This window comes from Bacillus sp. JFL15 (assembly GCF_001184225.1).
In the GTDB taxonomy this organism is placed as follows: Bacteria; Bacillota; Bacilli; order Bacillales; family Bacillaceae; genus Bacillus; species Bacillus siamensis.
This window is the reverse complement of the sequence record NZ_KQ236689.1, coordinates 2,042,136-2,066,209: the sequence shown is the minus strand read 5'-3', so window position 1 is coordinate 2,066,209 and position 24,074 is coordinate 2,042,136. Positions and strand designations below refer to the sequence as shown.

At 44.5% G+C, this 24,074-nt stretch carries 25 protein-coding genes, 7 tRNA genes and 1 pseudogene; 5 read left to right on the top strand and 28 right to left on the bottom strand.

All coding sequences use genetic code 11. The annotated features are described in order from the left end of the window. The first annotated feature begins 601 nt into the window (after window positions 1–601). From AD710_RS10375 to AD710_RS20030, 3 genes and pseudogenes are all read left to right on the top strand, one after another. Window positions 602–2,323, top strand: a complete 1,722-nt coding sequence (locus tag AD710_RS10375) for a ribonuclease YeeF family protein (RefSeq protein WP_049627935.1) — start codon at window positions 602–604, stop codon at window positions 2,321–2,323. Window positions 2,324–2,334: 11 nt separating this feature from the next. Next, a complete protein-coding gene (locus AD710_RS10370; protein ID WP_049627934.1) occupies window positions 2,335–2,853 on the top strand; it encodes a hypothetical protein in 519 nt (172 codons plus the stop codon). 8 nt (window positions 2,854–2,861) lie between these two features. Beyond that, window positions 2,862–3,112, top strand: a pseudogene (locus AD710_RS20030) (SMI1/KNR4 family protein); the annotation flags it as partial. A 372-nt stretch (window positions 3,113–3,484) separates the two neighbouring features. Here AD710_RS20030 and AD710_RS10365 read toward each other — a convergent pair. From AD710_RS10365 to AD710_RS10325, 9 genes are all read right to left on the bottom strand, one after another. Next, the gene (locus tag AD710_RS10365) at window positions 3,485–4,489 is read right to left on the bottom strand and encodes a hypothetical protein (RefSeq protein WP_049627933.1); all 1,005 of its coding nucleotides are present in this window, start codon (window positions 4,487–4,489) and stop codon (window positions 3,485–3,487) included. A gap of 213 nt (window positions 4,490–4,702) precedes the next feature. Beyond that, window positions 4,703–4,786: transfer RNA gene (locus AD710_RS10360), tRNA-Leu, on the bottom strand. Between the two features lie 62 nt (window positions 4,787–4,848). Next, window positions 4,849–4,930, bottom strand: a tRNA-Leu gene (locus AD710_RS10355). A gap of 8 nt (window positions 4,931–4,938) precedes the next feature. After that, a tRNA-Lys gene (locus AD710_RS10350) sits at window positions 4,939–5,014 on the bottom strand. A 32-nt stretch (window positions 5,015–5,046) separates the two neighbouring features. After that, a tRNA-Gln gene (locus AD710_RS10345) sits at window positions 5,047–5,121 on the bottom strand. An 11-nt stretch (window positions 5,122–5,132) separates the two neighbouring features. Next, window positions 5,133–5,207: transfer RNA gene (locus AD710_RS10340), tRNA-Glu, on the bottom strand. A 19-nt stretch (window positions 5,208–5,226) separates the two neighbouring features. Beyond that, a tRNA-Ser gene (locus AD710_RS10335) sits at window positions 5,227–5,317 on the bottom strand. A 3-nt stretch (window positions 5,318–5,320) separates the two neighbouring features. After that, window positions 5,321–5,395 (bottom strand) — tRNA-Asn (locus tag AD710_RS10330). 134 nt (window positions 5,396–5,529) lie between these two features. Further along, the gene (locus AD710_RS10325; protein ID WP_049627932.1) at window positions 5,530–5,979 is read right to left on the bottom strand and encodes a SprT family protein; all 450 of its coding nucleotides are present in this window, start codon (window positions 5,977–5,979) and stop codon (window positions 5,530–5,532) included. Between the two features lie 98 nt (window positions 5,980–6,077). Here AD710_RS10325 and cmpA point away from each other — a divergent pair, with 98 nt between their 5' ends. After that, a complete protein-coding gene (gene cmpA / locus AD710_RS19550) occupies window positions 6,078–6,191 on the top strand; it encodes a cortex morphogenetic protein CmpA (RefSeq protein WP_003156164.1) in 114 nt (37 codons plus the stop codon). Between the two features lie 9 nt (window positions 6,192–6,200). Here cmpA and AD710_RS10320 read toward each other — a convergent pair whose 3' ends face one another. The 14 genes from AD710_RS10320 to acpS all read right to left on the bottom strand — a co-directional run bounded on the left by AD710_RS10320 (window position 6,201) and on the right by acpS (window position 16,976). After that, on the bottom strand, window positions 6,201–8,360 hold the full coding sequence (locus AD710_RS10320) for a Tex family protein (protein ID WP_049627931.1): 2,160 nt from the start codon (window positions 8,358–8,360) through the stop codon (window positions 6,201–6,203). 72 nt (window positions 8,361–8,432) lie between these two features. After that, complete coding sequence (locus tag AD710_RS10315; protein WP_049627930.1) at window positions 8,433–9,035, bottom strand: phosphoserine phosphatase RsbX; 603 nt, start codon at window positions 9,033–9,035, stop codon at window positions 8,433–8,435. Further along, on the bottom strand, window positions 9,035–9,823 hold the full coding sequence (sigB, locus tag AD710_RS10310) for an RNA polymerase sigma factor SigB (protein ID WP_016937168.1): 789 nt from the start codon (window positions 9,821–9,823) through the stop codon (window positions 9,035–9,037). Before sigB ends, AD710_RS10315 begins: the two co-directional genes overlap by 1 nt. Further along, complete coding sequence (gene rsbW / locus AD710_RS10305) at window positions 9,789–10,271, bottom strand: anti-sigma B factor RsbW (protein ID WP_003156173.1); 483 nt, start codon at window positions 10,269–10,271, stop codon at window positions 9,789–9,791. Before rsbW ends, sigB begins: the two co-directional genes overlap by 35 nt. Next, window positions 10,268–10,597, bottom strand: coding sequence for an anti-sigma factor antagonist (locus tag AD710_RS10300; protein ID WP_016937169.1), 330 nt, complete (start codon window positions 10,595–10,597; stop codon window positions 10,268–10,270). Before AD710_RS10300 ends, rsbW begins: the two co-directional genes overlap by 4 nt. A 63-nt stretch (window positions 10,598–10,660) precedes the next feature. Further along, complete coding sequence (locus AD710_RS10295) at window positions 10,661–11,668, bottom strand: PP2C family protein-serine/threonine phosphatase (protein WP_016937170.1); 1,008 nt, start codon at window positions 11,666–11,668, stop codon at window positions 10,661–10,663. Between the two features lie 11 nt (window positions 11,669–11,679). Then, a complete protein-coding gene (locus tag AD710_RS10290) occupies window positions 11,680–12,081 on the bottom strand; it encodes an anti-sigma regulatory factor (protein WP_045927020.1) in 402 nt (133 codons plus the stop codon). 2 nt (window positions 12,082–12,083) lie between these two features. Then, complete coding sequence (gene rsbS / locus AD710_RS10285) at window positions 12,084–12,449, bottom strand: RsbT antagonist protein RsbS (RefSeq protein WP_003156180.1); 366 nt, start codon at window positions 12,447–12,449, stop codon at window positions 12,084–12,086. Between the two features lie 4 nt (window positions 12,450–12,453). Continuing rightward, the gene (locus AD710_RS10280; protein WP_003156182.1) at window positions 12,454–13,275 is read right to left on the bottom strand and encodes an STAS domain-containing protein; all 822 of its coding nucleotides are present in this window, start codon (window positions 13,273–13,275) and stop codon (window positions 12,454–12,456) included. Between the two features lie 120 nt (window positions 13,276–13,395). Beyond that, on the bottom strand, window positions 13,396–13,746 hold the full coding sequence (gene ndoA / locus AD710_RS10275) for a type II toxin-antitoxin system endoribonuclease NdoA (RefSeq protein ID WP_003156187.1): 351 nt from the start codon (window positions 13,744–13,746) through the stop codon (window positions 13,396–13,398). 5 nt (window positions 13,747–13,751) lie between these two features. Then, a complete protein-coding gene (gene endB, locus AD710_RS10270; protein WP_003156188.1) occupies window positions 13,752–14,033 on the bottom strand; it encodes a type II toxin-antitoxin system antitoxin EndoAI in 282 nt (93 codons plus the stop codon). A 119-nt stretch (window positions 14,034–14,152) separates the two neighbouring features. Beyond that, the gene (alr, locus tag AD710_RS10265; RefSeq protein ID WP_049627929.1) at window positions 14,153–15,322 is read right to left on the bottom strand and encodes an alanine racemase; all 1,170 of its coding nucleotides are present in this window, start codon (window positions 15,320–15,322) and stop codon (window positions 14,153–14,155) included. 116 nt (window positions 15,323–15,438) lie between these two features. Continuing rightward, window positions 15,439–16,446, bottom strand: a complete 1,008-nt coding sequence (locus AD710_RS10260; protein ID WP_016937172.1) for a LolA family protein — start codon at window positions 16,444–16,446, stop codon at window positions 15,439–15,441. 164 nt (window positions 16,447–16,610) lie between these two features. Next, complete coding sequence (acpS, locus tag AD710_RS10255) at window positions 16,611–16,976, bottom strand: holo-ACP synthase (RefSeq protein WP_016937173.1); 366 nt, start codon at window positions 16,974–16,976, stop codon at window positions 16,611–16,613. A gap of 92 nt (window positions 16,977–17,068) precedes the next feature. Here acpS and AD710_RS10250 point away from each other — a divergent pair, with 92 nt between their 5' ends. Beyond that, complete coding sequence (locus AD710_RS10250; RefSeq protein ID WP_016937174.1) at window positions 17,069–17,668, top strand: rhomboid family intramembrane serine protease; 600 nt, start codon at window positions 17,069–17,071, stop codon at window positions 17,666–17,668. Here AD710_RS10250 and AD710_RS10245 read toward each other — a convergent pair. The 5 genes from AD710_RS10245 to AD710_RS10225 all read right to left on the bottom strand — a co-directional run bounded on the left by AD710_RS10245 (window position 17,665) and on the right by AD710_RS10225 (window position 24,063). Further along, window positions 17,665–19,131 carry a PH domain-containing protein gene (locus AD710_RS10245; protein ID WP_016937175.1) on the bottom strand — a complete coding sequence of 489 codons (1,467 nt, stop codon included), beginning with the start codon at window positions 19,129–19,131 and terminating at the stop codon, window positions 17,665–17,667. The genes AD710_RS10250 and AD710_RS10245 overlap by 4 nt on opposite strands. Then, window positions 19,121–19,600: a PH domain-containing protein gene (locus AD710_RS10240; RefSeq protein WP_029575265.1), complete on the bottom strand. Its 480-nt coding sequence runs from the start codon at window positions 19,598–19,600 to the stop codon at window positions 19,121–19,123. The genes AD710_RS10245 and AD710_RS10240 overlap by 11 nt, the downstream gene beginning before the upstream one ends. Window positions 19,601–19,715: 115 nt before the next feature. Next, a complete protein-coding gene (gene cshA, locus AD710_RS10235) occupies window positions 19,716–21,200 on the bottom strand; it encodes a degradosome RNA helicase CshA (protein ID WP_016937177.1) in 1,485 nt (494 codons plus the stop codon). Window positions 21,201–21,529: 329 nt separating this feature from the next. Continuing rightward, window positions 21,530–22,900, bottom strand: coding sequence for a UDP-N-acetylmuramoyl-tripeptide--D-alanyl-D-alanine ligase (locus AD710_RS10230; protein ID WP_049627928.1), 1,371 nt, complete (start codon window positions 22,898–22,900; stop codon window positions 21,530–21,532). Window positions 22,901–22,977: 77 nt separating this feature from the next. Continuing rightward, window positions 22,978–24,063, bottom strand: coding sequence for a D-alanine--D-alanine ligase (locus AD710_RS10225; protein WP_045927015.1), 1,086 nt, complete (start codon window positions 24,061–24,063; stop codon window positions 22,978–22,980). Between the last annotated feature and the right edge of the window lie 11 nt (window positions 24,064–24,074).

Genomic DNA, 24,074 nt, shown 5'->3' with positions numbered 1-24,074 from the left:
GAGAACCCAGGAATTACAGTTACTGAGGCAGCGTTGAAGCGGAACCGAACAAGGGGTGCTGTATCACAGATTATCTCTTAACTGGAAAAACGCGATTTGATTATAGAAAAAAGAAGGCGGAAACGCCAAGAATGTACGTGTGTATGCAACCGAGCTGCTGGATAGACCTCTTGACCATGTATATGACCATCTTAATAAACAAAAAGAGATGGCTGACAAATTAGATGACTTCCTATAAGTTGGTGGACACTTTTGGTCACAAAACACATTAAAAATAGCGTCTAAGCCCTTGGTATCATTAGGATGCGGCCGAGAGGGCTTGAACCTCCACGGGTTATTCACCACTAGGCCCTCAACATTGTAAATCCGTATCACTGATTATGAAAGCTTGTTTTCACTAAACTTTCTAACATCACCTTACATCATTTCTATAGGTTTGAATGAATAATGCTTAATAATTGGTGAGTAAAAAACACCCTTAATTCCCCACTTCTCCAAATCTCATTACGTTCAATTCATTACCTCTTCTTCAACTTTTTATCGAATTTCACATCCTATACATGGTAATATTTAGATCAAAACTTGCTGAAAGGATTGGACAATGAAGGTATTTGAAGCAAAGTCTTTGTTATCTGAAGCTGAAAACCGAGCAAAAGATTATAAAGAATTGAAAAATCAAATGATTAATTTGAAAAAAGCATTTAAGACTGTTGCTGATCTTGATGATAGTGAGTTCTCTGGGAAGGGAGCAAACAATATTAAAGCATTTTTTCACGATCACACCGGTGTAGCTGATCAATGGATTGATTTCATTGATATGAAAATCGCTTTCCTTACTAGCATCTCCGGTATTCTGGAAGATGCCAGCTTATCTGATGCATATATCGAAGAATCCTTCTTAGAACACGAACTGGCAAACGCATATAGAAAATCACAAGCAATTATGTCCGAGCAGAAGAAAGCAATGAAAGATATACTGAGTGATATTGATGACATTCTTCCACTTGATTTATTTTCAACAGAGGCTTTTAAGGATGAGCTCTCGTCCGCCGAAAACAAACGAAAAAAAATTATTGAGAAAATAGGCGATACAGACGAGAACTTAAAAACTGAATATGCAATGACTGAACCTAACGAACAATTTATTAAAGCAGACTTTCAAAAGTTACAGGAATCAACAGGTAAGGGCAAAAACGCTTCACCCATACATTATAATGCCAAGGCTTATCGCGAGAGTGACCTACATAAGAAAAAAGGCGATATCGAAAAGCGGTCTGAAGCTTATTTAAAGCTCAAAAAAGAGGAAGCTAAACAACGCGAAATTAAAGATTTGAAAAAACAGCTTGTAAATGTAACAGATCCTGACGAGTATTTAAAAATTGCTGAAAAAATTGGATACGAGAATTTGGAGCCTGACCAAAAAGTTTATTTCCGCCAGCTCGAAGAACTTCAACAAAAAGCCGAAATCGGAAAAGGTATTGCAGTTGGAATGTATGAAGCAGGTAAAGATACCGTGATGGGTCTCTATCAACTTGCAATGCACCCTATTGAAACGCTTTCTGGAACGGTGAACGCCGTCTTACATCCAATCGATACTTATAAGATCATAGCAAAAGACATAGAAGACACTTTCCAACGTGATATGATTAATGGAGATAGCTACAGCAGGGCAAAATGGGTGTCCTATGTCGGCAGCACTGTTGTTCTTGCAATAGTTGGTCCAAAGGGTATTGATAAAGTATCCAAAGTTGCAAAAGCCGGTTCAAAAGTTGCTGCAATTAAGACACTTGAAGTTTCAAAAACAGGAATAAAAAAAGGGATTGAATACGTTAAAATACCAAATGTTTTTGAACAACAATATGCAATGGCTGGCGGTTCAGGAACTTTTCCTTTTAACACAATTGATGGACAGAGTTATAAAAACTCTGCACTTGAAGTTTTTAAGAACCAGTCTGCTACACATGGTATAAAAAAAGCAAAGCCGCATGAAGTTGTAAACGAATTAGAGACTTTTCAAAGCAGAAAATACATTTTTGGAGGACAGTCATTTCTCATTGATAAACGTGGAATGAAGCATATTTTAGAGCGCCATCATCCTAGTTTATGGGATGGTTCAGTTAAGTCTCGTCAATCTTTTCTCAATAAAGAGATGACTGTTAGCGATGTTGCAGATGCGATAGAATCAATCATGAAACAAAACCGTGAAGAGTTAGTACAAAAAGGAACAAAATTCAGTTATCAAATTAGAGGAACGTATAAGGGTCAGCAATATGTTGTAGGCTTTCAAAAAGGAAGAGTAGGTCAATTCTATCCGGAAAAATAGGAGAGGTAAGAATGTTTTATATACAATCATTAATTCTCAAGCCAAATAAGAAGATAAAAGATCTTTCAGTCTTAAAAAATAATGTTGACGATTACTTTGTCCCACTTAACAATATAGGGGAACTTAAGAACATGAAATCACAGTTAGACCCAAACTATTTATCAGGAGCGATTATTTTAAAATATAGTGAACAAGAATTGCTTGATGCCACCATGTGGGACTTGGTTGATCAATTGTGGGCTTATTTTTTAAATTTAATTGAAGAAGCTATTGAAACAGGAGAAAGCGAAACTTATTTTCCAGATCAACCCCTTCTATTGAAAATGAAATCAATATCGAATGATATGTTGTTATTTGAAATTGACGAAAAACAAAAAGTATTACTGCCGAAACTTGATTTTTTAAAAACACTCTTAAAAAATGCAAAAGGTTTCTTTGAAACTATGATTTCTGTTTTAGAAGAAAACTGTGATTATGAGTACGAACTCAATAAGATCGATGAATTGCAAACCAAAATTAAATGTATGTGAGGCTTAATGTGAATTACTCTAGAGTGAAAAAATTGGTTGATGAGAATAAAAAATATTCAATTCTTACTAAAGGCGTCACTGACAAACAAATTAAAGAGATAGAAGAAGACCTCAAAGCAACCCTCTCAGACAGTTATAAGTGGTTTTTAAGTGAGTATGGTTCGGAGGCGCGTTCGGGACTATGATACTCGGTTATGATTCTTATGGAACTGAAGTTGTTTTAAGCCTTGATACCAACAAAACAAATAATGGCGAATGCTGTTATTCTTTAATATATCTAAGGTGGCTAATGTAAACAGTAGGTAATAAATGAATTTCTTGGTTTTTATTAGAGGAACTTGAGATGTTTAAAGATGACTGGGTAAAAAAGAACTTCTAGAAAGAAAAAATTCTGAGTGCTTGTAGCCCTTATTCATGATTTAACAAGTTATTAATCCTTATGATTAATGAACAATTATCATCATATGATTTTTTTCGATAAAAACCATCTTCAAGGAACAAGAGAAATAAATGATACCAAGGGATTCAAAACCCTTGGTATCATTTATTATGTAACCAACAGAAAATTAATTAAGAAAAATAAACAAAATAGCTCATAAGTACATGCGTTATTGTTGTTCATTCAAATAATTCATTCAATCATGTCTAGTTCTTTAAGTCTTTTTATAAGAGCTTCTTCATCAATGCTACCCTTTGTACTCCCTTTAAATAAACTTAGATCGACTTCTCCCATATAGTTCAAATAACCGTTTTCTATTAGTGTTTTACTTATGTAGTTCCTCGCATTAACATATACCCTATGTGCTTCAAGAGCTATTTCACCTGTTATATCTATTTTTCCACTATGAACAATTTCATTCCTAACTGAATATAGTCCGTCATACCAATCTTTAATAATTGGATTACTTTTAAAACCTAAGTCAGTTTTTAAAAACTTTTTTCCTAAATGATCCTCTAAGACATTCCGAAAGGCAATTGATGATACTTTAGCGAGCTCCTGCTCCTCTTTTCCATTTTTTAATAATATAAGTTTATGAGAATTTCTAATAAAAATCTCAAATGAGGTTTGTAAATCAATAATAACATCAATAAATTGTTCCTTATAAAAATGAGATTTCGCAGAATGAAAAAATTTTTCAACTAGATATAAATCATGGTGATCATCATAAATCTTAATTTTATTCTGTAACTTTTTTAAACCCTCTTCTCCTAACACAAATTCTTTGTACGCATAATCCTGTGGATTTGTTACATAAATATAATCTTTATCTTCATATTTAATTATTATTATTGGTGGTAAATCAGCGATAGTAATGTTATGTACGTATTCTAAATTAAAACTTGCTCTGATGGCATCAAAGAACTTATTTAAATAACTAATAGTATTGAGAATCACAGTTCTCAGTATCTCATCAACTTCTTTTATATTATGCAAGTTATCTTTTGGAATTATATAATCAACAGTTATTCTTGTACACTCTTGACTGCTTTGAAGAAGACTATCATCAACAACTATACTTCTAGTATAAGTATTAAAATTTAATATATACTCAACAATACCATAATTACTATAAAGCTTCTGATTAGATTCTAATGGTAAACTAAACGGTAAATTAAAGTCAAAATTAAATTTCAAATACTATCACTCCATTTTTAAGAGGATTATTTTATAAGGAAGGTTTAAAGAAAAAGGATATTTGAAGTAAGTTACTTTGAGCAACACGTCATAGATCTAAGGGATTCAATGTGTCATTATTCATCATACTCGCAAAAAATACTTTAGGCCCAAATGGAGATATCCAAAAACAAAAAATACCAAGGGTGTCAAAAACCCTTGGTATCATTGATATGCGGCCGAGAGGACTTGAACCTCCACGGGTTATTCACCCACTAGGCCCTCAACCTAGCGCGTCTGCCATTCCGCCACGACCGCGTGTTATGAAGCTGTTTTTCCACTAAGCATGTAAGCTAGTGATCAGCACTTTTAAAAGAAAGTGCGGGTGAAGGGACTCGAACCCCCACGTCGTAAGACACTAGATCCTAAGTCTAGCGCGTCTGCCAATTCCGCCACACCCGCGTGACAAGTGGTGAGCCATGAAGGACTCGAACCTTCGACCCTCTGATTAAAAGTCAGATGCTCTACCAACTGAGCTAATGGCTCGCTCTAAAAGTGATTCAAAATTTAAAATAAAATGGCTGGGCTAGCTGGATTCGAACCAACGCATGACGGAGTCAAAGTCCGTTGCCTTACCGCTTGGCTATAGCCCAACGAAGGTAAATGGTGACCCGTACGGGATTCGAACCCGTGTTACCGCCGTGAAAGGGCGGTGTCTTAACCGCTTGACCAACGGGCCGTCTGGTTGAGAACTTATCTGGCGGAGAAGGAGGGATTTGAACCCTCGCGCCGCTTACGCGACCTACACCCTTAGCAGGGGCGCCTCTTCAGCCACTTGAGTACTTCTCCATATGGCTCCACAGGCAGGATTCGAACCTGCGACCGATCGGTTAACAGCCGATAGCTCTACCACTGAGCTACTGTGGAATAATCAGACTTTCTTCATTATAAATGATGCGACATATTGTGTCAAGAAGCAACATTTATTTTTTGAGAAAGTGTCGTTGTCTCTCAACGACTTTTATAATTTAACATAGAACATTAAAATGAGTCAAGCCTTTTTAAAAAATTCTTTTGATTTTTCCTCTGCACTTTCCGCAGGCATATCTTTCCGGATTCATTGCCCGCTTCTTTATATACTGTTGGCCGCAGGCCGTGCATCTATACATATATGTTTTCTTTTGTGTCTTTTTTGTTTGGAGCGGCGTGCAGAATCTCGGCGCTCCGACTTTCTGAAGCAGGTCTCTGAAGTCTTTGTCTCTGTGCTTGTACCCTTTTCCTTCAAGGTGAAGGTGATAATGGCAAAGCTCGTGTTTGATGATGCCTACCAGCTCGCTCCGGCCATGTTCGAGCAAATATTTGCGGTTTAATTCGATGTTATGGGAAGACAGCATGTACCGGCCGCCTGTCGTTTTCAGCCGGTCATTGAAAAAGGCCCGGTGACGGAACGGCTTCCCGAAATCCTGTGCAGAGATGTCTTCCGTCAGCTTTTGAAGTTGTTCGTTATCCATATGTGCACCTCGCTTAAAAACATCGAACGGGACAATTTACCGTTCGCATACAATATGTTAAAACCGCCCTCTAACTAAAAGCTGAGGAGGAATGAGCCATGCCGAATTGGCTGATGAAACAAATGCAAAAAGCGTTTTTAGAAAAAGACAATTATCAAATCAAACTGCTGAACCAGTGCTGGTATTTCTACAGAAAAAAACACTGCTCGTAAGCAGTGCTTTTATTTTACCATAGACAGCGACACTCTGCCTTTTTGCACGTCCACCCCTTCGACCCATACGGTGACAATGTCTCCGACCGATACGATGTCGAGAGGATGTTTGACGAACTGATTGCTCAGTTTTGAGATGTGCACAAGCCCGTCTTGCTTGACGCCGATATCGACGAAAGCGCCGAAATCTACAACGTTGCGGACGGTGCCCTGCAATTCCATTCCTTCCTTTAAATCCTCAAGCTGCAGAACGTCTTTTTTCAGCAAAGGCTTCGGCACTTCGTCACGGGGATCGCGTTCCGGCCTTGTCAGCTGTCCGCAAATATCTGCAAGTGTAATTTCCCCTATACCGAGCTCCTCAGCCGTCTCAGACAGCGGCAGTGCGCTGATTTTCTCTTTTACGTCCGCGCTTCCGATCTGATCTGCAGTGAGCTGCAGTTTTTTGAGCAGCGCCTTTGTCTCTTTATAGCTTTCCGGGTGTATCCCGGTGCGGTCAAGCGGCTCCTGGCCTCCGGGCACTCTCAAGAAACCGATGCATTGTTCATATGTTTTTGCGCCGAGGCGCGGGATTCCTTTCAGCTCTTTACGATTTGTAAATTTGCCGAGTTCTTCCCTTTTTTTGACGATATTGCCGGCGACGGTTTTGGATAATCCGGCTACATATTGAAGCAGCGCGGCGGATGCTGTGTTGACATTTACCCCGACTTGGTTGACGACGGTTTCTACGACAAAACGGAGAGATTCGTTTAATTGCTTTTGGCTGACATCATGCTGGTATTGCCCGACACCGACGGATTTAGGATCAATTTTTACAAGCTCGGCCAGCGGGTCCTGCAATCTTCGCGCGATGGAGACGGCGCTGCGCTCTTCGACCTGAAAATCCGGAAATTCCTCACGGGCGATTTCTGAGGCGGAATACACGCTTGCTCCGGCCTCATTGACGATGACGTAATAAATGTCCCGCTCTGTTTCTTTTAACACATCAACGACGAATTGCTCTGTCTCCCTTGATGCCGTGCCGTTTCCGATCGCCACAACCTCGACTTCGTACCGGTCCAGCAATTCTTTGATTTTTTTCCGGGCTTCCGCTGTCTTTTTGACGGGAGCGTGCGGATAAATGACGTCGATTTTCAGCACTTTTCCCGTCTCGTCAACGACTGCCAGTTTGCAACCCGTACGGAAAGCCGGATCGACGCCGAGCACGACCTTTCCCTTCATCGGCGGCTGCAGCAGGAGCTTACGCAGGTTTTCAGCGAAAATATGGATCGCCTGCGCGTCTGCTTTTTCTGACAGCTCTTTGCGGATGTCACGCTCAATAGCCGGCTGGATCAGGCGTTTGTAACTGTCCTCAATGGCTTCTTTCAGCGTTTCTTTCACAGGCGTTTCACGGTGTTTGATGATTTGCTTTTCTAAATAAGCTTTTATCTGATCGGCGGGCGGTTCGATCGCAATCTTTAAAATGCCTTCTTTTTCACCGCGGTTCATCGCGAGCACTCTGTGAGGAACGACCTTTTGGATCGGCTCTTCGTACTCATAGTACATTTCATAGACGTTTTTCTCATCGTCTGCGGCTGACTTGCCTGCCGCGGATGTGAGAATTCCTTTTTTATACGTTTCCTGGCGGATCCACTTTCTGAAATGAGGATCATCCGAGATTTGTTCGGCTATGATGTGCTTCGCGCCTTCAATGGCTTCTTCCCTTGTGGCGACTTCCTTTTCTGCATTGATATATTGATCAGCGGTTTCGTGAAGGCGGTTGTCTTTCGGTAGTGAAAGAATATAGTCCGCAAGCGGTTCAAGCCCTTTGCTTTTGGCGACGGTCGCTTTTGTTTTCCGTTTTTGTTTGAAGGGACGGTATAAATCCTCGACTTCCTGAAGCTTGGCCGCTTGTTCGATTTTTTGCTTCAGTCCGTCCGTCAGCTTGTCCTGTTCGGCGATCAATCTGATGACTTCTTCTTTCCGCTGCGTCAGGTTTTGTATGTACTGCCACCGCTCGGAGATTGCCTGAATCTGCACCTCATCCATTGAGCCGGTCTGCTCTTTTCGGTACCGCGCAATAAACGGAACGGTATTGCCGTCTTCAAGCAGGCGGATGACACTTTCGACATGTTTTTGGGATAACGCTGTTTCTTCAGCAATTTGTTTTTTCAAAAGGGCTAATGTTTCCATCTCACCAAAGCCTCCATCTCTTCATTCTTTCTCTAGTGTATCAAAAAACGGCGGAACATAAAAAAAGCAGCCTTACGATAAAAGCTGCCCGAGAATATAGGTCAAATCATCACGTCTGGATGTTGTGTACGGATGAATTGATTTTGATATATCTTCTATTGAGTGTCCCTGCTTTAAGCAGGTGCGGATATGCGGAACCTCCAGCCCATCCGTATAGATGATGAATGTCGCCCCTTTTTCGTATGATGACGTATACGTTTTGTATTTTTGCGGTTTGCCTGAGAGGTAACCCGAAATCGGGAGCGGATGAAAGACTTCGCCTGATGGGGAGTGCAGAAAGAAACGGACATTCCCGATCGAACAGTATGTCAGTTCTCTTTTGGTGAAATTGATTTTTAAGATGGAGGCAGTCGCCCCTCTTTTGTTTTTCATCGCTTGGTTACAGCGCTCAATGATGCTTTCCACATCCTCATCCGCATACGTTTCCACGATGTCTTTAATAGCTGAGGAAGATTCGTTGGCAAGGGATCCGCTGCCGAGACCGTCGGCTACCGCGCAAACCAATTCCTCTTCATCCGCCTTCATGAAAAAGCTGTCCCCGCATATGGACTTGCCTTCTTTATTTAATTGGTATACAAGAGTTTGAACATGTTCGTTTTCTTCAACCTGAATCATTACATTAGCTCCATGGAGGGATCTCCAATCAAGGCCTCTCTCAGTTTTTTCACCGCTTTCCGCTGAAGGCGCGAGACGTGCATTTGAGATATTCCGAGAATGTCCCCTGTTTCTTTTTGGCTTTTATTTTGCACAAATGTTAGATCGATAATTTGTTTTTCGCGGTCAGACAGCACATGAAGCACGCTTTGGATCATCATTTGCTGGTTGACGCGTTCGTATCCTTCCTCGTGCGAACCGACGATATCAAGGATCGTGACGGTGCTTCCGTCTGCATCCGCTTCGATGCTGTGATCGACAGAAAGCGCCTGATAGCTTTTTCCCATCTCCATCGTTTCAAGCACTTCCTCTTCTGACACATCGAGAAAGGCTGCGATTTCTTCGACTTTCGGCGACCGCTGCGTCTCTGTCGTCAGCTGATCCACCGCCATTTTAATGCGCGGCCCGAGTTCTTTAATCCGTCTCGGGACGTGTACGCTCCATGTTTTATCTCGGAGGAAGCGTTTGATCTCGCCGATGATGGTCGGAATCGCAAATGCTTCAAAGGATTTGCCGACCTCCGGATCATAGCGTTTAATGGCGCCGAGAAGCCCGATCATCCCGACCTGGCGCAGATCCTCGTGAAAGCTTTTTCCTTTTGAATATTTCTTTGCCAGCATTTCGACGAGATTGGTATACACCTCGACGAGTGTCTCCTGGGCTTTTTTATTATCATGTATTTGAAAGTCGCGTATGAGCCGATCAACTTCATCTTTAGTTAGTTTCGTAGTTTTTGATGGTTGTGCCATGATCAACTCGCTCCCCATTTAAATACTTTGTCATCGCCACGGTTACGCCAGAGTTGCTTTGAACTTTGACTTCATCCATGAGCGTTTCCATTAAATATAGACCGAGTCCTCCTTCTGACAATTGATCGACTGTGTGCGAAGGCGTGTACGGCCCGAGATCCTGCTGCTTCTGATCAAAATCAAAGCTGTCTCCCTGATCGGCGACAATGACCTCCAGCCGATCTTCAAACACACCGAACCGCACGGATACTTCTCCCTTGTTTTCATCTTTGTATGCATGCTGGACAGCGTTTGTACAAGCTTCGCTGACAGCAATTTTCAAATCTTCAATGTCATCGTAGGTATAGCCCATTCTGCTGGCGACACCTGATAATGTAAGCCTGACGATCCCTACGTATTCCGGTTCGGCCGGAATTTTCATCTCAATATAATCAACTGATGTACTCATTGCACGCCACCTTCTGACTTTGCCGAAATGTCGATGATATCCTTAAGCCCCGTAATTTCAAACAGACGGACGAGCCGATCGGAAAGATTCTCAAGCTTCAAAGAACCGCCTTCCTTGCTCACCGTTTTAAACACGCCTACAAAAACGCCTAAACCCGTACTGTCCATATAGTTTACATCTTTTAAGCAGATTCTCATGTTTTTCCCCTCGTTTGCCAAGGGCATCAGCTTTTCACGAACCACCGGAGCTGAGTATACATCGATTTCTCCAGCGATATTGATTTGTATATCTGAAAGATTCTCCTTCATATCTACCGTTAAATTCATCGTATCACCTCTGAAAGTTATCCTTACTCGTGCTAATGGCTTTTTACCCGTGCTGCCGTCTTGTTAAACCTTTCTTTTCAAAACTATTAACGTAAAATCGTCATGAAGCTGAAAGTCCTGGAGTCTCAGCAGGCTGTCGTAAATATTTTTGACCATATCCTGCGCCGAGCATTCCATATGTTCTTCCAGCATGCGCTGAATGTCGCTGCGCTCCAAGAAACCGTTTTCCGTACGGCATTCGGTGACGCCGTCAGAAAAAAGAACGATCATGTCTCCTTCGTCCATGTGCTGTTCGTATTGGCTGTAATCAAAATCCTGAGAAATTCCCAGCACCAATCCTTTTGCCTCCAGATCATAAAACTTCTTTTCTTTTTCAGAGTAGTAGAAGCCCGGTTCATGCCCCGCAGAAGCATAGGTAAATTGGTGATTTTTCGTATTGTAGTTTGCGTAAAACATGGTGATAAACATGCTTGAGTCCACATTCTGTTCTACAACGCGGTTAAGGTTTTTCAACACTTGGGAGGGGTGAATGCCGATCTCTGGAAGAGAGTCCATGGCATACTTGATCATCGACATGCACAATGCGGCGGGTATTCCTTTTCCGATGACGTCGGCTATCGCGATGTTAATCGATTCCTTGTCTTTGACAAAGTGATAATAGTCCCCGCTCATCTGCTTGGCGGGAACGCTGATCGCCCCGATATCCAGCTCTTCTTCTTCAGGAATTTTTGTGCCCAGCAGCGTCTGCTGGACATTTGCGGCAATTTCAATTTCTGAACGAAGCTCCTGCTGGATATCTCTCAGACTTTGATGTTCCTGATAAGCCATCCCGTAGCCAATCATGACTTCTATTAAAAAATCCAGCGAATGAAAAACATCTTCCGGCAGATCCGGATACAGTTCCTTTATTACTTTTCGGTGGATGCTGATAATTTCCTCCGGAGGAACCTGATGTTCAATCGTTTTTCGGCTGAATTTTTGGGCTTGATATAAAGATGTTTCTGTTAATTCGGCTATATATCGGCTAAGCAGCTGATGGTACCGCTGCTCTATAACCTCCCTGAAATCCACGTTCTAACCTCCTACCGAAGCCACTTCACGGCTTGAATCTCTGTTCCTTCCTCTGCAACAGATTGCAGGCTGAATTCATCCATCAGCCTTTTGACGCCCGGAAGCCCCGCTCCCAGTCCGCCAGACGTTGAAAAGCCGTCTTCCATCACTTTACGGATGTCGGGGATTCCGGGTCCTTTGTCTTCTGCTATGATTTTAAGGCCTTTTTTACCTCTGTCGTTTACTTGTTCTATGCTGACCTGGCCCTTGCCGGCATATAAGTAGATATTTCTGGCCAATTCTGAGATAGCCGTCGTGATTCTGGCCTGGTCCACCGTGCCGAAGCCTAATTCCCTCGCAACGTTGCGGCCAAGCTGTCTGGCGGCTACGATATCCCATTCTGTCATGATTTTCACACAGGATTGGTCGTTCATCGCTATTCCCCCAATTCCCGCTTCAATGTCTCAAGCCCTTGCTCTAAGTCGAGCGCTGTTTCGATTTCCTCAAGTGAGATTCCGAGTTCAATCAATGTGACCGCCACAGCCGGCTGAATTCCCGTCAACACGACTTTTGCGCCCATTAATTTTGACATGGTAATAACATCACCGAGCACTTTCGCGATAAATGAATCGATCATATCAACGGATGTCAGGTCGATGACGACCCCGTTCGCGCCGGTTTCATAGATTTTGTTCAGCAGGTCTTCTTGAAAATGCAAAGCAGTCTGATCGTCAAGTTCCCATTGAATGGATACCAATAAGCAGTTATACAGTTTCAAGATCGGGATTTTTGGATGTCTCACAATGTTATTCCCCCAATGAAACGATTTTTCGATTTGTCATTTCAAGCGCTGTTTGAATTCCTTTTTGAAGGGTATTCTTCGTAATAACCTGTGACAAATCAATTCCCAGATTAACGATCGTCTGCGCGATTTCCGGACGGATTCCGACGAGCAGGCATTTCGCGCCGACAAGCCGCACCGCTTCCGATGCCTGGATAATATGGTGCGCCACCATCGTATCAACGACCGGCACGCCCGTAATGTCAATCAATACAACCTGTGAGCGGTGCTTTACGACGCCGTTTAACAGATTTTCCATAATATGCTTTGCACGCTCCGTATCAATCGTCCCGACAAGCGGCATGACCGTTACATGCTCAAATACCGGGATTAGCGGAGCCGACAGTTCCTGAAGCGCGATTTTTTGCAAAGTAACCGTTTTTTCCCAGGAGATAGAATACTGATTTAAGATTTCCGTGTTTATCGGATTGAAAAAGCTGTCTATTTCCAAAATCAAATCCGCTCTGTCCTGATCGGCCATATTAAGGTCGACCATCGTTTCGTAAAGCAGTTTCCAAAACTCTGACAGGGTGGCTGAAAGAAGTTTCAGTGACAGGCCGAGCTGAACGGCGCGCAGTGCGAGTTCACTGATCTGCTCTTCGGTAGCCTCGTCATTTTTAGTCGATAATAAAAGAATGTCTATATAATCTTTACAAATATTTTCACATATGTGATTCGTAAGCTGATAGTCTTCCTGATTGCCTACTTCTTTTAGTTTGGCTGTCCAAGTATCAAGCAGTTCATCATGCTGATCAATAATGAACTGATACACTTTCTGATTCGACATGGGTTTCACTGACCTCCCGACACAAAACAACAAATTTTGTTTGATTATCTCTTTATTATAGCGCTTATGTTTTTCGAAAACAAAAAAAGTTGCTCTTTATGAGCAACCAGAAAAATATGACTAAAAATCAATGAGTGCCAAACTGATTTGCAGGGCTTCATCAACCTTATCCATCATTTCATCATCCAGATGAGTTATTTTATCCGTTAATCTTTGCTTGTCAATCGTCCGAATTTGCTCCAGCAAAATAACGGAATCTCTTTCAAAACCGTAGCGTTTTGCATCAATTTCGACGTGGGTTGGTAATTTCGCTTTCTGTATTTGGGCTGTTATGGCTGCAACAATAGCAGTCGGGCTAAAGCGATTTCCGATATCATTCTGGATCACTAAAACCGGGCGTACGCCGCCTTGCTCTGAGCCAACAACAGGAGATAAATCAGCAAAATAAACATCGCCGCGCTTTACAATCAAAATGATTATCCTCCGCTGACTAAGCGCTCAACGGTCGTTTCTGCTTCGCACTCAGCATAGTGAGCCTCAGAAGAAATGTTCAAGTTGATTTTCGCCATTTCCATATACCCGCGTCTCATCAAATCACGGTTGTGGCGAGTTGTCCGTTCGCTGACATACGCTCTCACTGCTTGTGATATCAGTTCGTTTCTGCTTCGTTTCTCCCGCATCGCTACACCATCCAATTCAGCTACTAAGTTTTCAGGCAAGCTGATTTTCATTTCGGTTCTTGCGCTGGATTCAGACAAAAAACATACACCTCCACCAAACTTACGGATACGACCAATTCATCCATCCAGACATAATGATACCATTATTCAAACGTCAAGCAAAGCTGTTTTATAAATTCTCTTTTTCCGGATGACGGCTACTTGCTTGTATTTTCTTGCAGTAAAGGATTTCTTACTTCCATTATACTCTCATTTTTCAAAAACATACGGGGAACGCGGGAACTAATGGTACAAGGGACCTCGTAATTAATCGTCTCAAGCCGCCCGGCGATTTCGTCCATCGTGATCGTTTCTTCTTTCTGGCTGCCGATCAGGGTGACTTTGGTGCCCGGCGGATAAGATTGGTCTAATTCGACCATTAATTGGTCCATGCAGATCCTTCCGGCAATGTTCATCCGTCTTCCGCCGATCAGCACAGCCGTACCGCTCAGCTTGCGGAGCCATCCGTCTGCATAGCCGATGGGAACGGTTCCGATCCATTGATCCTTCTCTGCCGTATATGTTGCACCGTAGCTGACGCTTTCCCCTTTGCGGATTTTTTTCACATGGGATAAAACAGAGTGCAGTGCAAAAGCCGGCTTTAATTGAAACGGAATTTCGTTTTGGATGTCAGCGGAAGGACGGAGCCCGTACATACTGATGCCGAAACGAACCGCGTTAAAGAAGCCTTTTTTAAGACGAAGTCCGGCAGCGCTGTTCGCGCAGTGAACCATCAATTCTTTTAAAGGAAGCGGAGCGATCAATTTTTTAAAGCGTTCAAATTGGAAGAGGAAATAATCCCTGTTTTTTTCATCCGCGGTTGCAAAATGGGTGAATACGCCTTTACAGACTAAACCGGGATTTTGGCCGAGGATTTTTAACACGCTTTGGATTTCTTCCTCCGTTTTGACTCCGAGTCTGTTCATGCCGGTATCGACTTTCAGGTGAAACGGCACTGTTTCACTTCCGAGGTGGCGCGCAGCTTCCTGAAGCCATTCAACAGAATATCCCGTCAGTGTGACGTCATATTCGGCAGCGGCTTGTACATATTCAGGGGGCACGGCGCCAAGGACGAGAATCGGCGCTGTAATGCCCCGTTTTCTCAAGGAGATCGCCTCATCCAGTATCGCTACGGCAAGACACGAGGCACCCGCTTCAAGCGCGGCTTTCCCGACTTCCAAATCTCCGTGGCCGTAAGCGTTCGCCTTTACAACCGCCATGAGATGGACGTTTTCGCCGATGTGTTTTTTCATATGTGTGACATTTTCTTTAATCGCAGACAGGTTGATTTCCGCCCACGTTTCTCTGTAAAAGGATGCTGTGTTCACTCGATACACTTCCTAGCATTATTTTCAAACCATATTGTTATTATCATACTAAAATTATGCTGCAAAGTGAAATGGAATCAAAAAAAGAGGCCGGCAGCGGCGGCCTCTTTTTGACGTTATTTTGAAGACTGTCCCTGCATGCTTTTGGCGGCGGCCACCATTTCGTCTTTCGTAAGATCCTTCGATGACAGGAGGTAATCCACTCCGTCATATGTCCACGTTAAAGACGTATCGGATAGTGCTGCGACCGTGAAGCCGAGATTAACCGGTTCGCCTTTCAGCGTGACGGCAGAGGCTGCTTTTGCGATTTGGGCTTTTTCTTGAATGAGCGTGAATGATTTTTCCCCGCCGTATGTCATGACGACCCGTTTCCCGTCCGCGGTTGAAATATCTTTCTCTTCAAGCTTTTTGACGCCGGCCGGCACTTGAAGCGGTGTTTTGACGGCAAATGAATCAGACGGCTTAGCGCTTGTGGCGACGTCCATCTGGGAAAGCGTCATATTTTTCTTCTCGTCAAAAGAGTCTTTGTCAAACGGTTTGTTGAATTCAAAGCTTTTGAATTCGACTTTTACCATCACTTTCCGGTCTGTATCCATGACTTTGACGAGCGACGGGCTCATGTCCTTTTTGTTGAAAGTGATTTCTTGCGTCGGCAGCATTTTGTTATGCTGATAGTTTGTTTTTGTTTCAAACGTGTACTTTTTATCTTTGGCGGAATAGACGGCGTCTTTGTCATTTTGCACGTCTTTTACAAGGGACTCAAACAAATATACTTGGCTGCTGTTATTCGGCCAGTCGCTTTGGAAGCGGAAGCTCTTATTTAAAGACGGCGTGAGGACAAAGACTCCGTTGGCGTTCCGTAAAATGACTTGATTTTGGTCTTTTTTCGGATTTTCCAGATAGACCCGGTACAGGGAAGGTTTTTTATGCCAGATTTCCACATTGTATACTTGCGGATCACTCCCCGTTTCAATGGTCATTTTGGCTTTTGCTTTGTACGAGGTATATTCTTTCGCCTTCTTATCTAAACCGGTCACGATATCTTCCTGTGATTTTTGGCCGCAGGCCGAAAGAATAAGGACGGCAAGCAGTCCCGTTAAAAGCAAAACAAAGCTTTTTCTCACCTTTTTCCAACCCCTTCTTCTCAATTGATGTAAAGGGAAGAAATCGCTTGTTTGACTTTAACGGTACGCCCTGAACGGCCGGACGCGTACCATAAAAGCCTCAAACAACTTGTCTCCCTTAATGCACTATCAAATATATGAAGGGGTTTCGGCTAATATGCAGACTAGCGTGACAACCTTTCAATCACGACCTGCGCCGCGGCGTATTCTTTTGTATGGGTAATGGAGACGTGAATTGCCGCGCCGTCAAGCTTGGCGCAGGTAAGCACTGGCTTTCCGGCCGGGTCCTTTCCGGTTTCAATATCCTGAAAGCTGAGCTCTTTGCCGATACCCGTGCCGTACGCTTTCGAAAAGGCTTCTTTTGCCGCGAATCTTCCCGCAAGAAATTCAATTTTCCTTTTGTCCGACAGCTGTGTAAAGCGGACGTATTCACCGTCCGTCAATATTCTTTGCGGAAATCTCATCTGCCGGCTGAGCATATTTTCAATTCTGTGCAGTTCAACGATGTCGATTCCGATTCCGAAAATCATGTGAATTCCTCCTAAAAGTCCGTACTAAAAAACGGTTTGTGTCATAAACGTGTTACTATATATGTAACAAATCAAGTGCAAAGGGGCTTGCGATGTTTATACGAACGGAAAATTTCCAGACTTTTATCAGACGTTATCCCGCCGTCAGCTGTATTCTGGCGCTTCAGGCGTTTTTATGGCTGTTTTTCAGCCTGCCGCTTCATTCCGTCATGATGTGGTCAGATGCAGTGACCGGCTATAATTACGGTGTTTTCGAGGGAGAATGGTGGCGGCTGGTGACACCGATGTTTTTACACGCGAATTTCACCCATCTCCTGTTTAACTCCATGTCTCTGTTTTTATTCGCGCCCCCGCTTGAGCAGATGCTCGGAAAAGTCCGTTTTCTGATTGTGTACATCGCGTCAGGCATCATCGGCAATATCGGCACGTATCTTGTCGAGCCGCTTGATTATGTGCATGTCGGCGCATCAGGGGCGATCTTCGGACTTTTCGGCGTGTATGTGTTTCTGACTGTCTTCCGGAAAGAGCTGATCGGCCGGGACCAGTCAAAAATGATTATGACGCTGCTTGTCATCGCGGTACTGTCGACCTTTATCAATTCTAATATTAACATTATGGCGCATTTGTTCGGACTGGCAGGCGGATTTTTGCTTTCTTTTTTATGCGTGCAGCAAAAAAAGCGGCGGTATTAACCGTCCGCTTTTTCATATGAATACCAGCGCCCGATGCGTTCGGCATCTTCCTCACTGACATCCTTCAGCATGACATGCTCCATGTGGTGAGCTGATTTCACTGCGGTAGCCACGGATGCGAGCCGTCTTCTTTTTTGCAGAATAGACCGGCTGACTTCCAGCATCTGCATTCTTCTTCTCAGCATAATCGTGGTCGTCTTCCCGATCAGCCTCGTGGTGATCTGAAGCCTGCCGCCGTTTATGCACCATGACGCTGTCCTAAACGAGGCATATCCAAGCACCAGTTCGGCAGGAAGCACAAGCAGCGATGCATATCCCCACGGTTTAAACAGAATACAAAGCGGGATGATCACGAAAACCGAGAAGATTATGGATCGGAATAAATACCGGCGCAGCGCCCTTTTCGGCAAATGATTCCGGTTTTCTTCCAGCACGTAATCCGGTGTGAAATCGTTCAGCATCACACCGAGCTTGGATCTGCGGATGATCGGAAACAGAATCGTTTGAGCGCCTTCTTTCTCATTCCCCGCCCTGCCTGCACTGACAATCGCAACCGTCGCGTATCCGAATAGCTGTCTGATGACATTTTCTTTAATTTTAATGGCCTGAATTTTACGGAGCGGGATCGTCACTTGATGCTTTTCAATAATTCCGCGTGTAATGACCAATTCATGTTCCTTTTTCTCTATTTTGAAGTTGGCATGCTTGATCATCATACCGGCGATGCTTAACAGCCAGGCGATGAACAATCCTATGAAAATGATCACGGCGTAAATGCCGATGCTCGCATGCTTGAGAAAAGAGAACCTGTCATAGAGCCAGTCCATCGGAAATACTTCATCAATCTGAGAAAAGAGGGCGAATACCGCTGAGATGATGACACCGATTCCCCCGGATGTTGAAGCCGCCATAAGCAGCTCGCCTAAAGACAGCCGGTAGACGGATTGCACATCACCCCTAGGCATCGGCTCCTGCTCCGCCGCTGTCTCCCGGTGTTCTTCCAGCTCGGCTTTTTGCTGAAAAACCGCCGCTCTGATCCGTTCCGCCTCTTCCACGGTAATGGCGGATAAGACGGCCTCGGCATTTTTTCCGTCGCCGGCCGTTTCGATTTGCAGCTTAACCAGCTTAAAAAGCTGCTGAATGACGCCTGCACTCGTATTCATTGATTGAATCCGGTCAATGGAGATGTATCTTTTTTTTGTAAAAAATAAGCCTTCTTCTATTCTGAATTCCCCGTCTTCAATGCGATATGTAAACTTTCTCCATTCGATCACGCTTGCTGCAATCAGCCAGATAAGCAAAACGGCGAGCGCAATGCCTCCGTAAAAGCGGATGAAATGGTTGGAATTAACAATATAGACAAGAAAAAATGGCAGAATAATGTTTTTAATGGTTTCGATAATAATATGGAATAAGTTCAAAATCACGGCCGCCGGGTGCAGACGTTTCGGCTCAGACATCATCTTCCGTCACCCTTGCCAGACGGGAAATGGAATCCCTCAGCCGGTCAGCTTCCTCCATATCAAGCGCCGGAATGGAATGAACGGTCGCCGCCGTGGAGATTTTGACTGAGGCCAGGCGGTATCTTCTGAGAAGCGGGCCTTGTGAAGTATCTACGTGCTGCACCCTCACCATCGGCACAATGACCCGTTTGACAATAAAAATGCCGGATTGAATATCTATTTCATTTTCATGGACTTCATAGCGCCAGATCCTGTGCCTGATTTTCGGTATGGCATAGATGGATATCACTGAGCCGATGATCCAAATGATGCCGAGGACTCCGGTGATCCAATACGGCCAATGGAAAAAATGGCTTAAAACAGCTGCTGCTATAACGGCCAGAAGACAAACGGCGGACAGGATGATTTCCTGAAGACGCCAGACTTTTAAGCCGCTTGGACTGATTCGATTTTTTGGCTGTGCTCTCAACATACCTACCTCCCATTTTTTATCATACATACAAATACGGCTGATTTGCAAAAAAGATTCACTTTCCGGCATATCAAAAAAAGCGGACCCTGTAAAAGGGTCCGCTTCCTGTGTTTTAGTATGATTTTTTCTGGCGTCTGTCACCTGAAGAACGGCGGTCAGTTGAACGTTTTTTATCGTAGGAAGAACGGTTGGTGTTTTTCCCTTTGCCGCCGCGGTAGCCGCCGCCTTGGCCGTCTCTGCGCTTAGAAGTACGCTGGTTTTTATAGCGTTTGCTGACCATCGGCGCTTCATCAGTGAGGCGTACAGGCGTGCTGTCCGGCTCTTTTGTCGCCATTTTGATGGCTGCAGCCACAACTGTCACTGCATCATGATCTTCTAACAATTCCGCAGCTGCCGTCATGTAGAAGTTCAGGTTGTTTTCGCTGATCGCCGTGCGCAGACGGTCAACCGTCACCTGCTGCTGTCCTTCTAATGCTTCGTCAAGCGTCGGCTCTTTCATGCGGTCCATTTTGCGTTTTGTCGTTTGTTCAATCGCGCGAAGCATGCTTTTCTCACGCGGTGTGATAAACGTCATCGCCATACCCGTTTTTCCTGCACGGCCCGTTCTTCCGATACGGTGAACGTAGCTTTCAGGATCTTGAGGCACGTCAAAGTTGTACACGTGTGTTACGCCTGAGATATCAAGTCCGCGGGCTGCAACGTCAGTCGCTACAAGAACTTCGATTGCACCTTCTTTAAATTTACGAAGCGCAACCATACGTTTCGCCTGCGTTAAGTCGCCGTGAATTCCTTCAGCTGCATATCCGCGCAGGTTCAAGGCTTCAGCCAGCTCATCGACACGGCGTTTTGTACGTCCGAATACGATCGCAAGTTCCGGAGACTGAATGTCAAGAAGACGAGTCAGCGTATCGAACTTTTTACGCTCTTGCACTTCCAAGTAGAACTGCTGAATGTTAGAAACAGTCATTTCTTTCGCTTTTACTTTTACATGCTCAGGCTCAGTCATGAAACGCTCTGCGATCCGTTTGATCGGAGCAGGCATTGTTGCTGAGAATAGAAGCGTCTGATGCTCGCTCGGCACGTTTGAGAGAATTGATTCGATATCATCAATGAATCCCATGTTCAGCATTTCATCAGCCTCATCCATGACAACCGTATTCACGTTGTTAAGACGGATCGTGCGGCGGTTGATATGGTCAAGAAGACGCCCCGGCGTACCTACGATGATATGCGGGTTTTTCTTCAATGCGCGGATCTGACGCCCGATATCCTGGCCGCCGTAAATAGGCAGCACTTTCGCGCGCTTATCTTGTCCGATTTTATATAACTCTTCAGATACTTGAATGGCTAATTCACGGGTTGGCGCGATTACGATTGCTTGAATATTAGGAGACTCGGGGTTCATTTTTTCAACAAGGGGTATACCGAACGCAGCTGTTTTACCTGTACCTGTTTGCGCTTGTCCGATGACATCTTTATTTAAAAGTCCGAGCGGAATCGTTTGTGCCTGAATCGGTGTTGCTTCTTCAAATCCCATACGGTTGATTGACTTCATGAGATCAGAACTTAATTGGAAATCTTGAAACGTTATAGTCAAATTATTCAAACTCCTTCTGATTGCTGTTTCAGTAATGTCGTGATTTACCACTAAAAACTGCCCTTTCATCAAAGGACAGGATCATACGTATACAAAGCCCGAATTACTTTACGTTTAATCTTACCATTACACTATGTGTTTTTCAATAAGGCGAGATGTTCAAGCTGCCGGAAGCGGCCTGACCGGATTCTTCCCGCAAATGACGCCGGCCCCCGCGCCGGGCGGGATTTTCCAGCCGGCGGTCTTTCTTTTTCATACGGACAGAATTATTTCACCCGGATTTAGTTTCTTCATTTTTATAAATTTTTATGAGGCTGATCAGTATTTCTTCAGTTCTCCTCTAATAAATCTTTAACGATTTCTTCAAGCTTCATACCTCTTGATGCTTTAAACAGAAGGAGATCGCCGGAAGCGGCCTTTTCCTGTATGGCGTGAAGCAGTTCTTTTTTTTCGAGATAATGGCTGACGCGGCCTTCTTCAAAATGCCGGCGTGCTCCGTCAGCGATGAACGCGCCAAGAGTGCCGTACGTAAATACATGGTCGATCTCCTCCGGATTGATCGCGGCCCCGCATTCTTCGTGGAATGCTTTTTCATGATCACCGAGTTCAAGCATATCACCGAGCACGAGCATTTTCTTCCGGTAGCCTTTCATCGTTTCGATTAATTCGACCGCCGCTTTCATTGACGTCGGACTTGCATTATACGCGTCGTTAACGATTGAGATGCCGTTGTCCGTTTTGACCAATTCCAATCTCATTCCCGTCACTTTCAGGCGGCTCAGTCCAAGAGCGGCATTTTCGGGCGTAATGCCGAAATAGATGCCCGCGGCGTATGCGGCCATGGCATTCATGACATTATGTCTGCCGAGAACGGGAACAAAGAAAGAACGATCAATACCGGCGATACTGAAATAAGTGCCTTCTTCCGCCTGTTTCATTTCTTTCAGGCGGAGATCATTGTCCGCGCCTGCGCCGTATGTCGTTGTCCGGCAAGTGTACGCCCTTTCGCGAAGCAGCGGCTCATCCCCGAAATAAAACAGAACGCCGTCTTCCCGAAGTCCGTTTATAATTTCTAGTTTCGCCTCCGCAATTCCTTCTCTTGAACCTAAATCCTGCATATGGGATTCGCCGATATTGGTAATGACGGCAGCTTCCGGTTCGGCGAGACGGCTCAGAAAATCAATTTCGCCTCTCGCGCTCATCCCCATTTCTAAAACAGCGATTTCTGTATCTTCAGGCATAGCAAGCACCGTCAGCGGCAGGCCGATATGGTTGTTGAAATTGCCTGCGGTTTTATGAACGCGGTATTGAGTGCCGAGGACGGCGTGAAGCATGTCTTTTGTTGTCGTTTTTCCGTTGCTTCCGGTCACCCCGATAACCCGTGTGCCGAGCTCTTTTAAGTAAGCTTTTGCCAATGTTTGCAGCGCCTCCAGCGTGTCATCGACAAGGATCACGGCACGCTCTTGCGGCGGATTCGGCTCAGAGCGGTCCCACAATACCGCGGAGACGCCTTTTTCGAATGCTTGCGGCACAAAGGTATGGCCGTTAAAATGCTCTCCTTTTAAAGGAATGAACAGCTGATTTTTTTCCAAAGTCCGCGTATCGGTTGCGGCGCCCTCAATCATCGTTTGTTCAAATACAGGATTTGTCAGTGTGCCTTTGACCATGTCTGCGATTCGTTTTACAGTTCGCTTTATCAAAGGTGGCACCTCGCTTTCTGAAAATGTTGTCTGTTACGGGAAAAGACACTGCCCTCTTCAGGCAGTGTCCGTCTTCATTAAAATGTATGTTTAATCAGCTGTTTTTCGGCATGGCGTTCTTTTGCCAGCTCAACCAGCTGCTCGATCAGATCGCTGTAATCTACGCCGGCTTCTTTCCACAGCAGCGGGAACATGCTGAATGGCGTAAAGCCCGGCATTGTGTTCACTTCGTTAATGAGCACTTGACCGTCATTGGTCAGGAAGAAATCGGCGCGGACAAGGCCTGAGCCGTCAATCGCTTTGAAGGCTTTAATCGCCATCTCGCTGATTTCCGCGTATTGTTCATCCGTCACTTGCGCGGGAATCATTAAATCCGTGTCGCCGTCTTCGTATTTCGCTTTATAGTCGTAAAAGTCGGTTTTCGGAGCGATTTCACCGACGGCGGAACATTTCGGTTCGTCATTTCCGAGCACGCCGATTTCGATTTCTCTGCCGGCGATTCCTTCTTCCACAACAATTTTCCGGTCATACTCAAAAGCCAGTTCGAAAGCTTTTTCAAGCTCTTCACGGTTTCGGCATTTGCTGATTCCGACACTTGATCCGAGGTTCGCCGGTTTGACAAAGCACGGATACCCCAGCTCCTCTTCAACCTGCTGTAAGCAGCTGTCCGGCGTCTGTTTCCAATCCTTTTTTAAGAAAGCGGCATACTTCGCCTGCGGAAGCCCCGCTTGAGCAAACAAATGCTTCATGATGACTTTATCCATGCCGGCTGATGATGCAAGCACTCCGTTGCCGACATAAGGAACATTCAGCAGCTCCAGCAGCCCTTGAATCGTGCCGTCTTCACCGTTCGGTCCGTGGAGAAGCGGAAATACGACGTCAATCGGCGCCTTCTCGTCATCCGACGCTTCAGGAAACATTTCCCGGTTCAATGCTGAAAGAGCAAAGCTTTCACCATTTTGTTCCAGCTGGAGCATTTTCACGTTGGAAACCGGTTCAGTCAGAAGCGGGCCTCTTTGCCACTCTCCTTTTTCAGTGATGTAAATCGGATGTATATCAAACTTATCAGTATTAAGCGCTTTTGTTACAGCCAGTGCTGTCTGCAGCGATACATTGTGTTCGGCTGACTTTCCGCCGTACACCAATCCTAGACTTGTTTTCAATGGATATTCCC

What these genes read in the sequence shown, in the direction of transcription:
- AD710_RS10375 (WP_049627935.1), top strand. Translation starts at nt 602, where the DNA reads ATGAAGGTATTTGAAGCAAAGTCTTTGTTATCTGAAGCTGAAAACCGA.
- AD710_RS10370 (WP_049627934.1), top strand. Translation starts at nt 2,335, where the DNA reads ATGTTTTATATACAATCATTAATTCTCAAGCCAAATAAGAAGATAAAA.
- AD710_RS10325 (WP_049627932.1), bottom strand. Translation starts at nt 5,979, where the DNA reads ATGGATAACGAACAACTTCAAAAGCTGACGGAAGACATCTCTGCACAG.
- cmpA (WP_003156164.1), top strand. Translation starts at nt 6,078, where the DNA reads ATGCCGAATTGGCTGATGAAACAAATGCAAAAAGCGTTTTTAGAAAAA.
- AD710_RS10320 (WP_049627931.1), bottom strand. Translation starts at nt 8,360, where the DNA reads ATGGAAACATTAGCCCTTTTGAAAAAACAAATTGCTGAAGAAACAGCG.
- AD710_RS10315 (WP_049627930.1), bottom strand. Translation starts at nt 9,035, where the DNA reads ATGATTCAGGTTGAAGAAAACGAACATGTTCAAACTCTTGTATACCAA.
- sigB (WP_016937168.1), bottom strand. Translation starts at nt 9,823, where the DNA reads ATGGCACAACCATCAAAAACTACGAAACTAACTAAAGATGAAGTTGAT.
- rsbW (WP_003156173.1), bottom strand. Translation starts at nt 10,271, where the DNA reads ATGAGTACATCAGTTGATTATATTGAGATGAAAATTCCGGCCGAACCG.
- AD710_RS10300 (WP_016937169.1), bottom strand. Translation starts at nt 10,597, where the DNA reads ATGAATTTAACGGTAGATATGAAGGAGAATCTTTCAGATATACAAATC.
- AD710_RS10290 (WP_045927020.1), bottom strand. Translation starts at nt 12,081, where the DNA reads ATGAACGACCAATCCTGTGTGAAAATCATGACAGAATGGGATATCGTA.
- AD710_RS10280 (WP_003156182.1), bottom strand. Translation starts at nt 13,275, where the DNA reads ATGTCGAATCAGAAAGTGTATCAGTTCATTATTGATCAGCATGATGAA.
- acpS (WP_016937173.1), bottom strand. Translation starts at nt 16,976, where the DNA reads ATGATTTTCGGAATCGGAATCGACATCGTTGAACTGCACAGAATTGAA.
- AD710_RS10250 (WP_016937174.1), top strand. Translation starts at nt 17,069, where the DNA reads ATGTTTATACGAACGGAAAATTTCCAGACTTTTATCAGACGTTATCCC.
- AD710_RS10245 (WP_016937175.1), bottom strand. Translation starts at nt 19,131, where the DNA reads ATGATGTCTGAGCCGAAACGTCTGCACCCGGCGGCCGTGATTTTGAAC.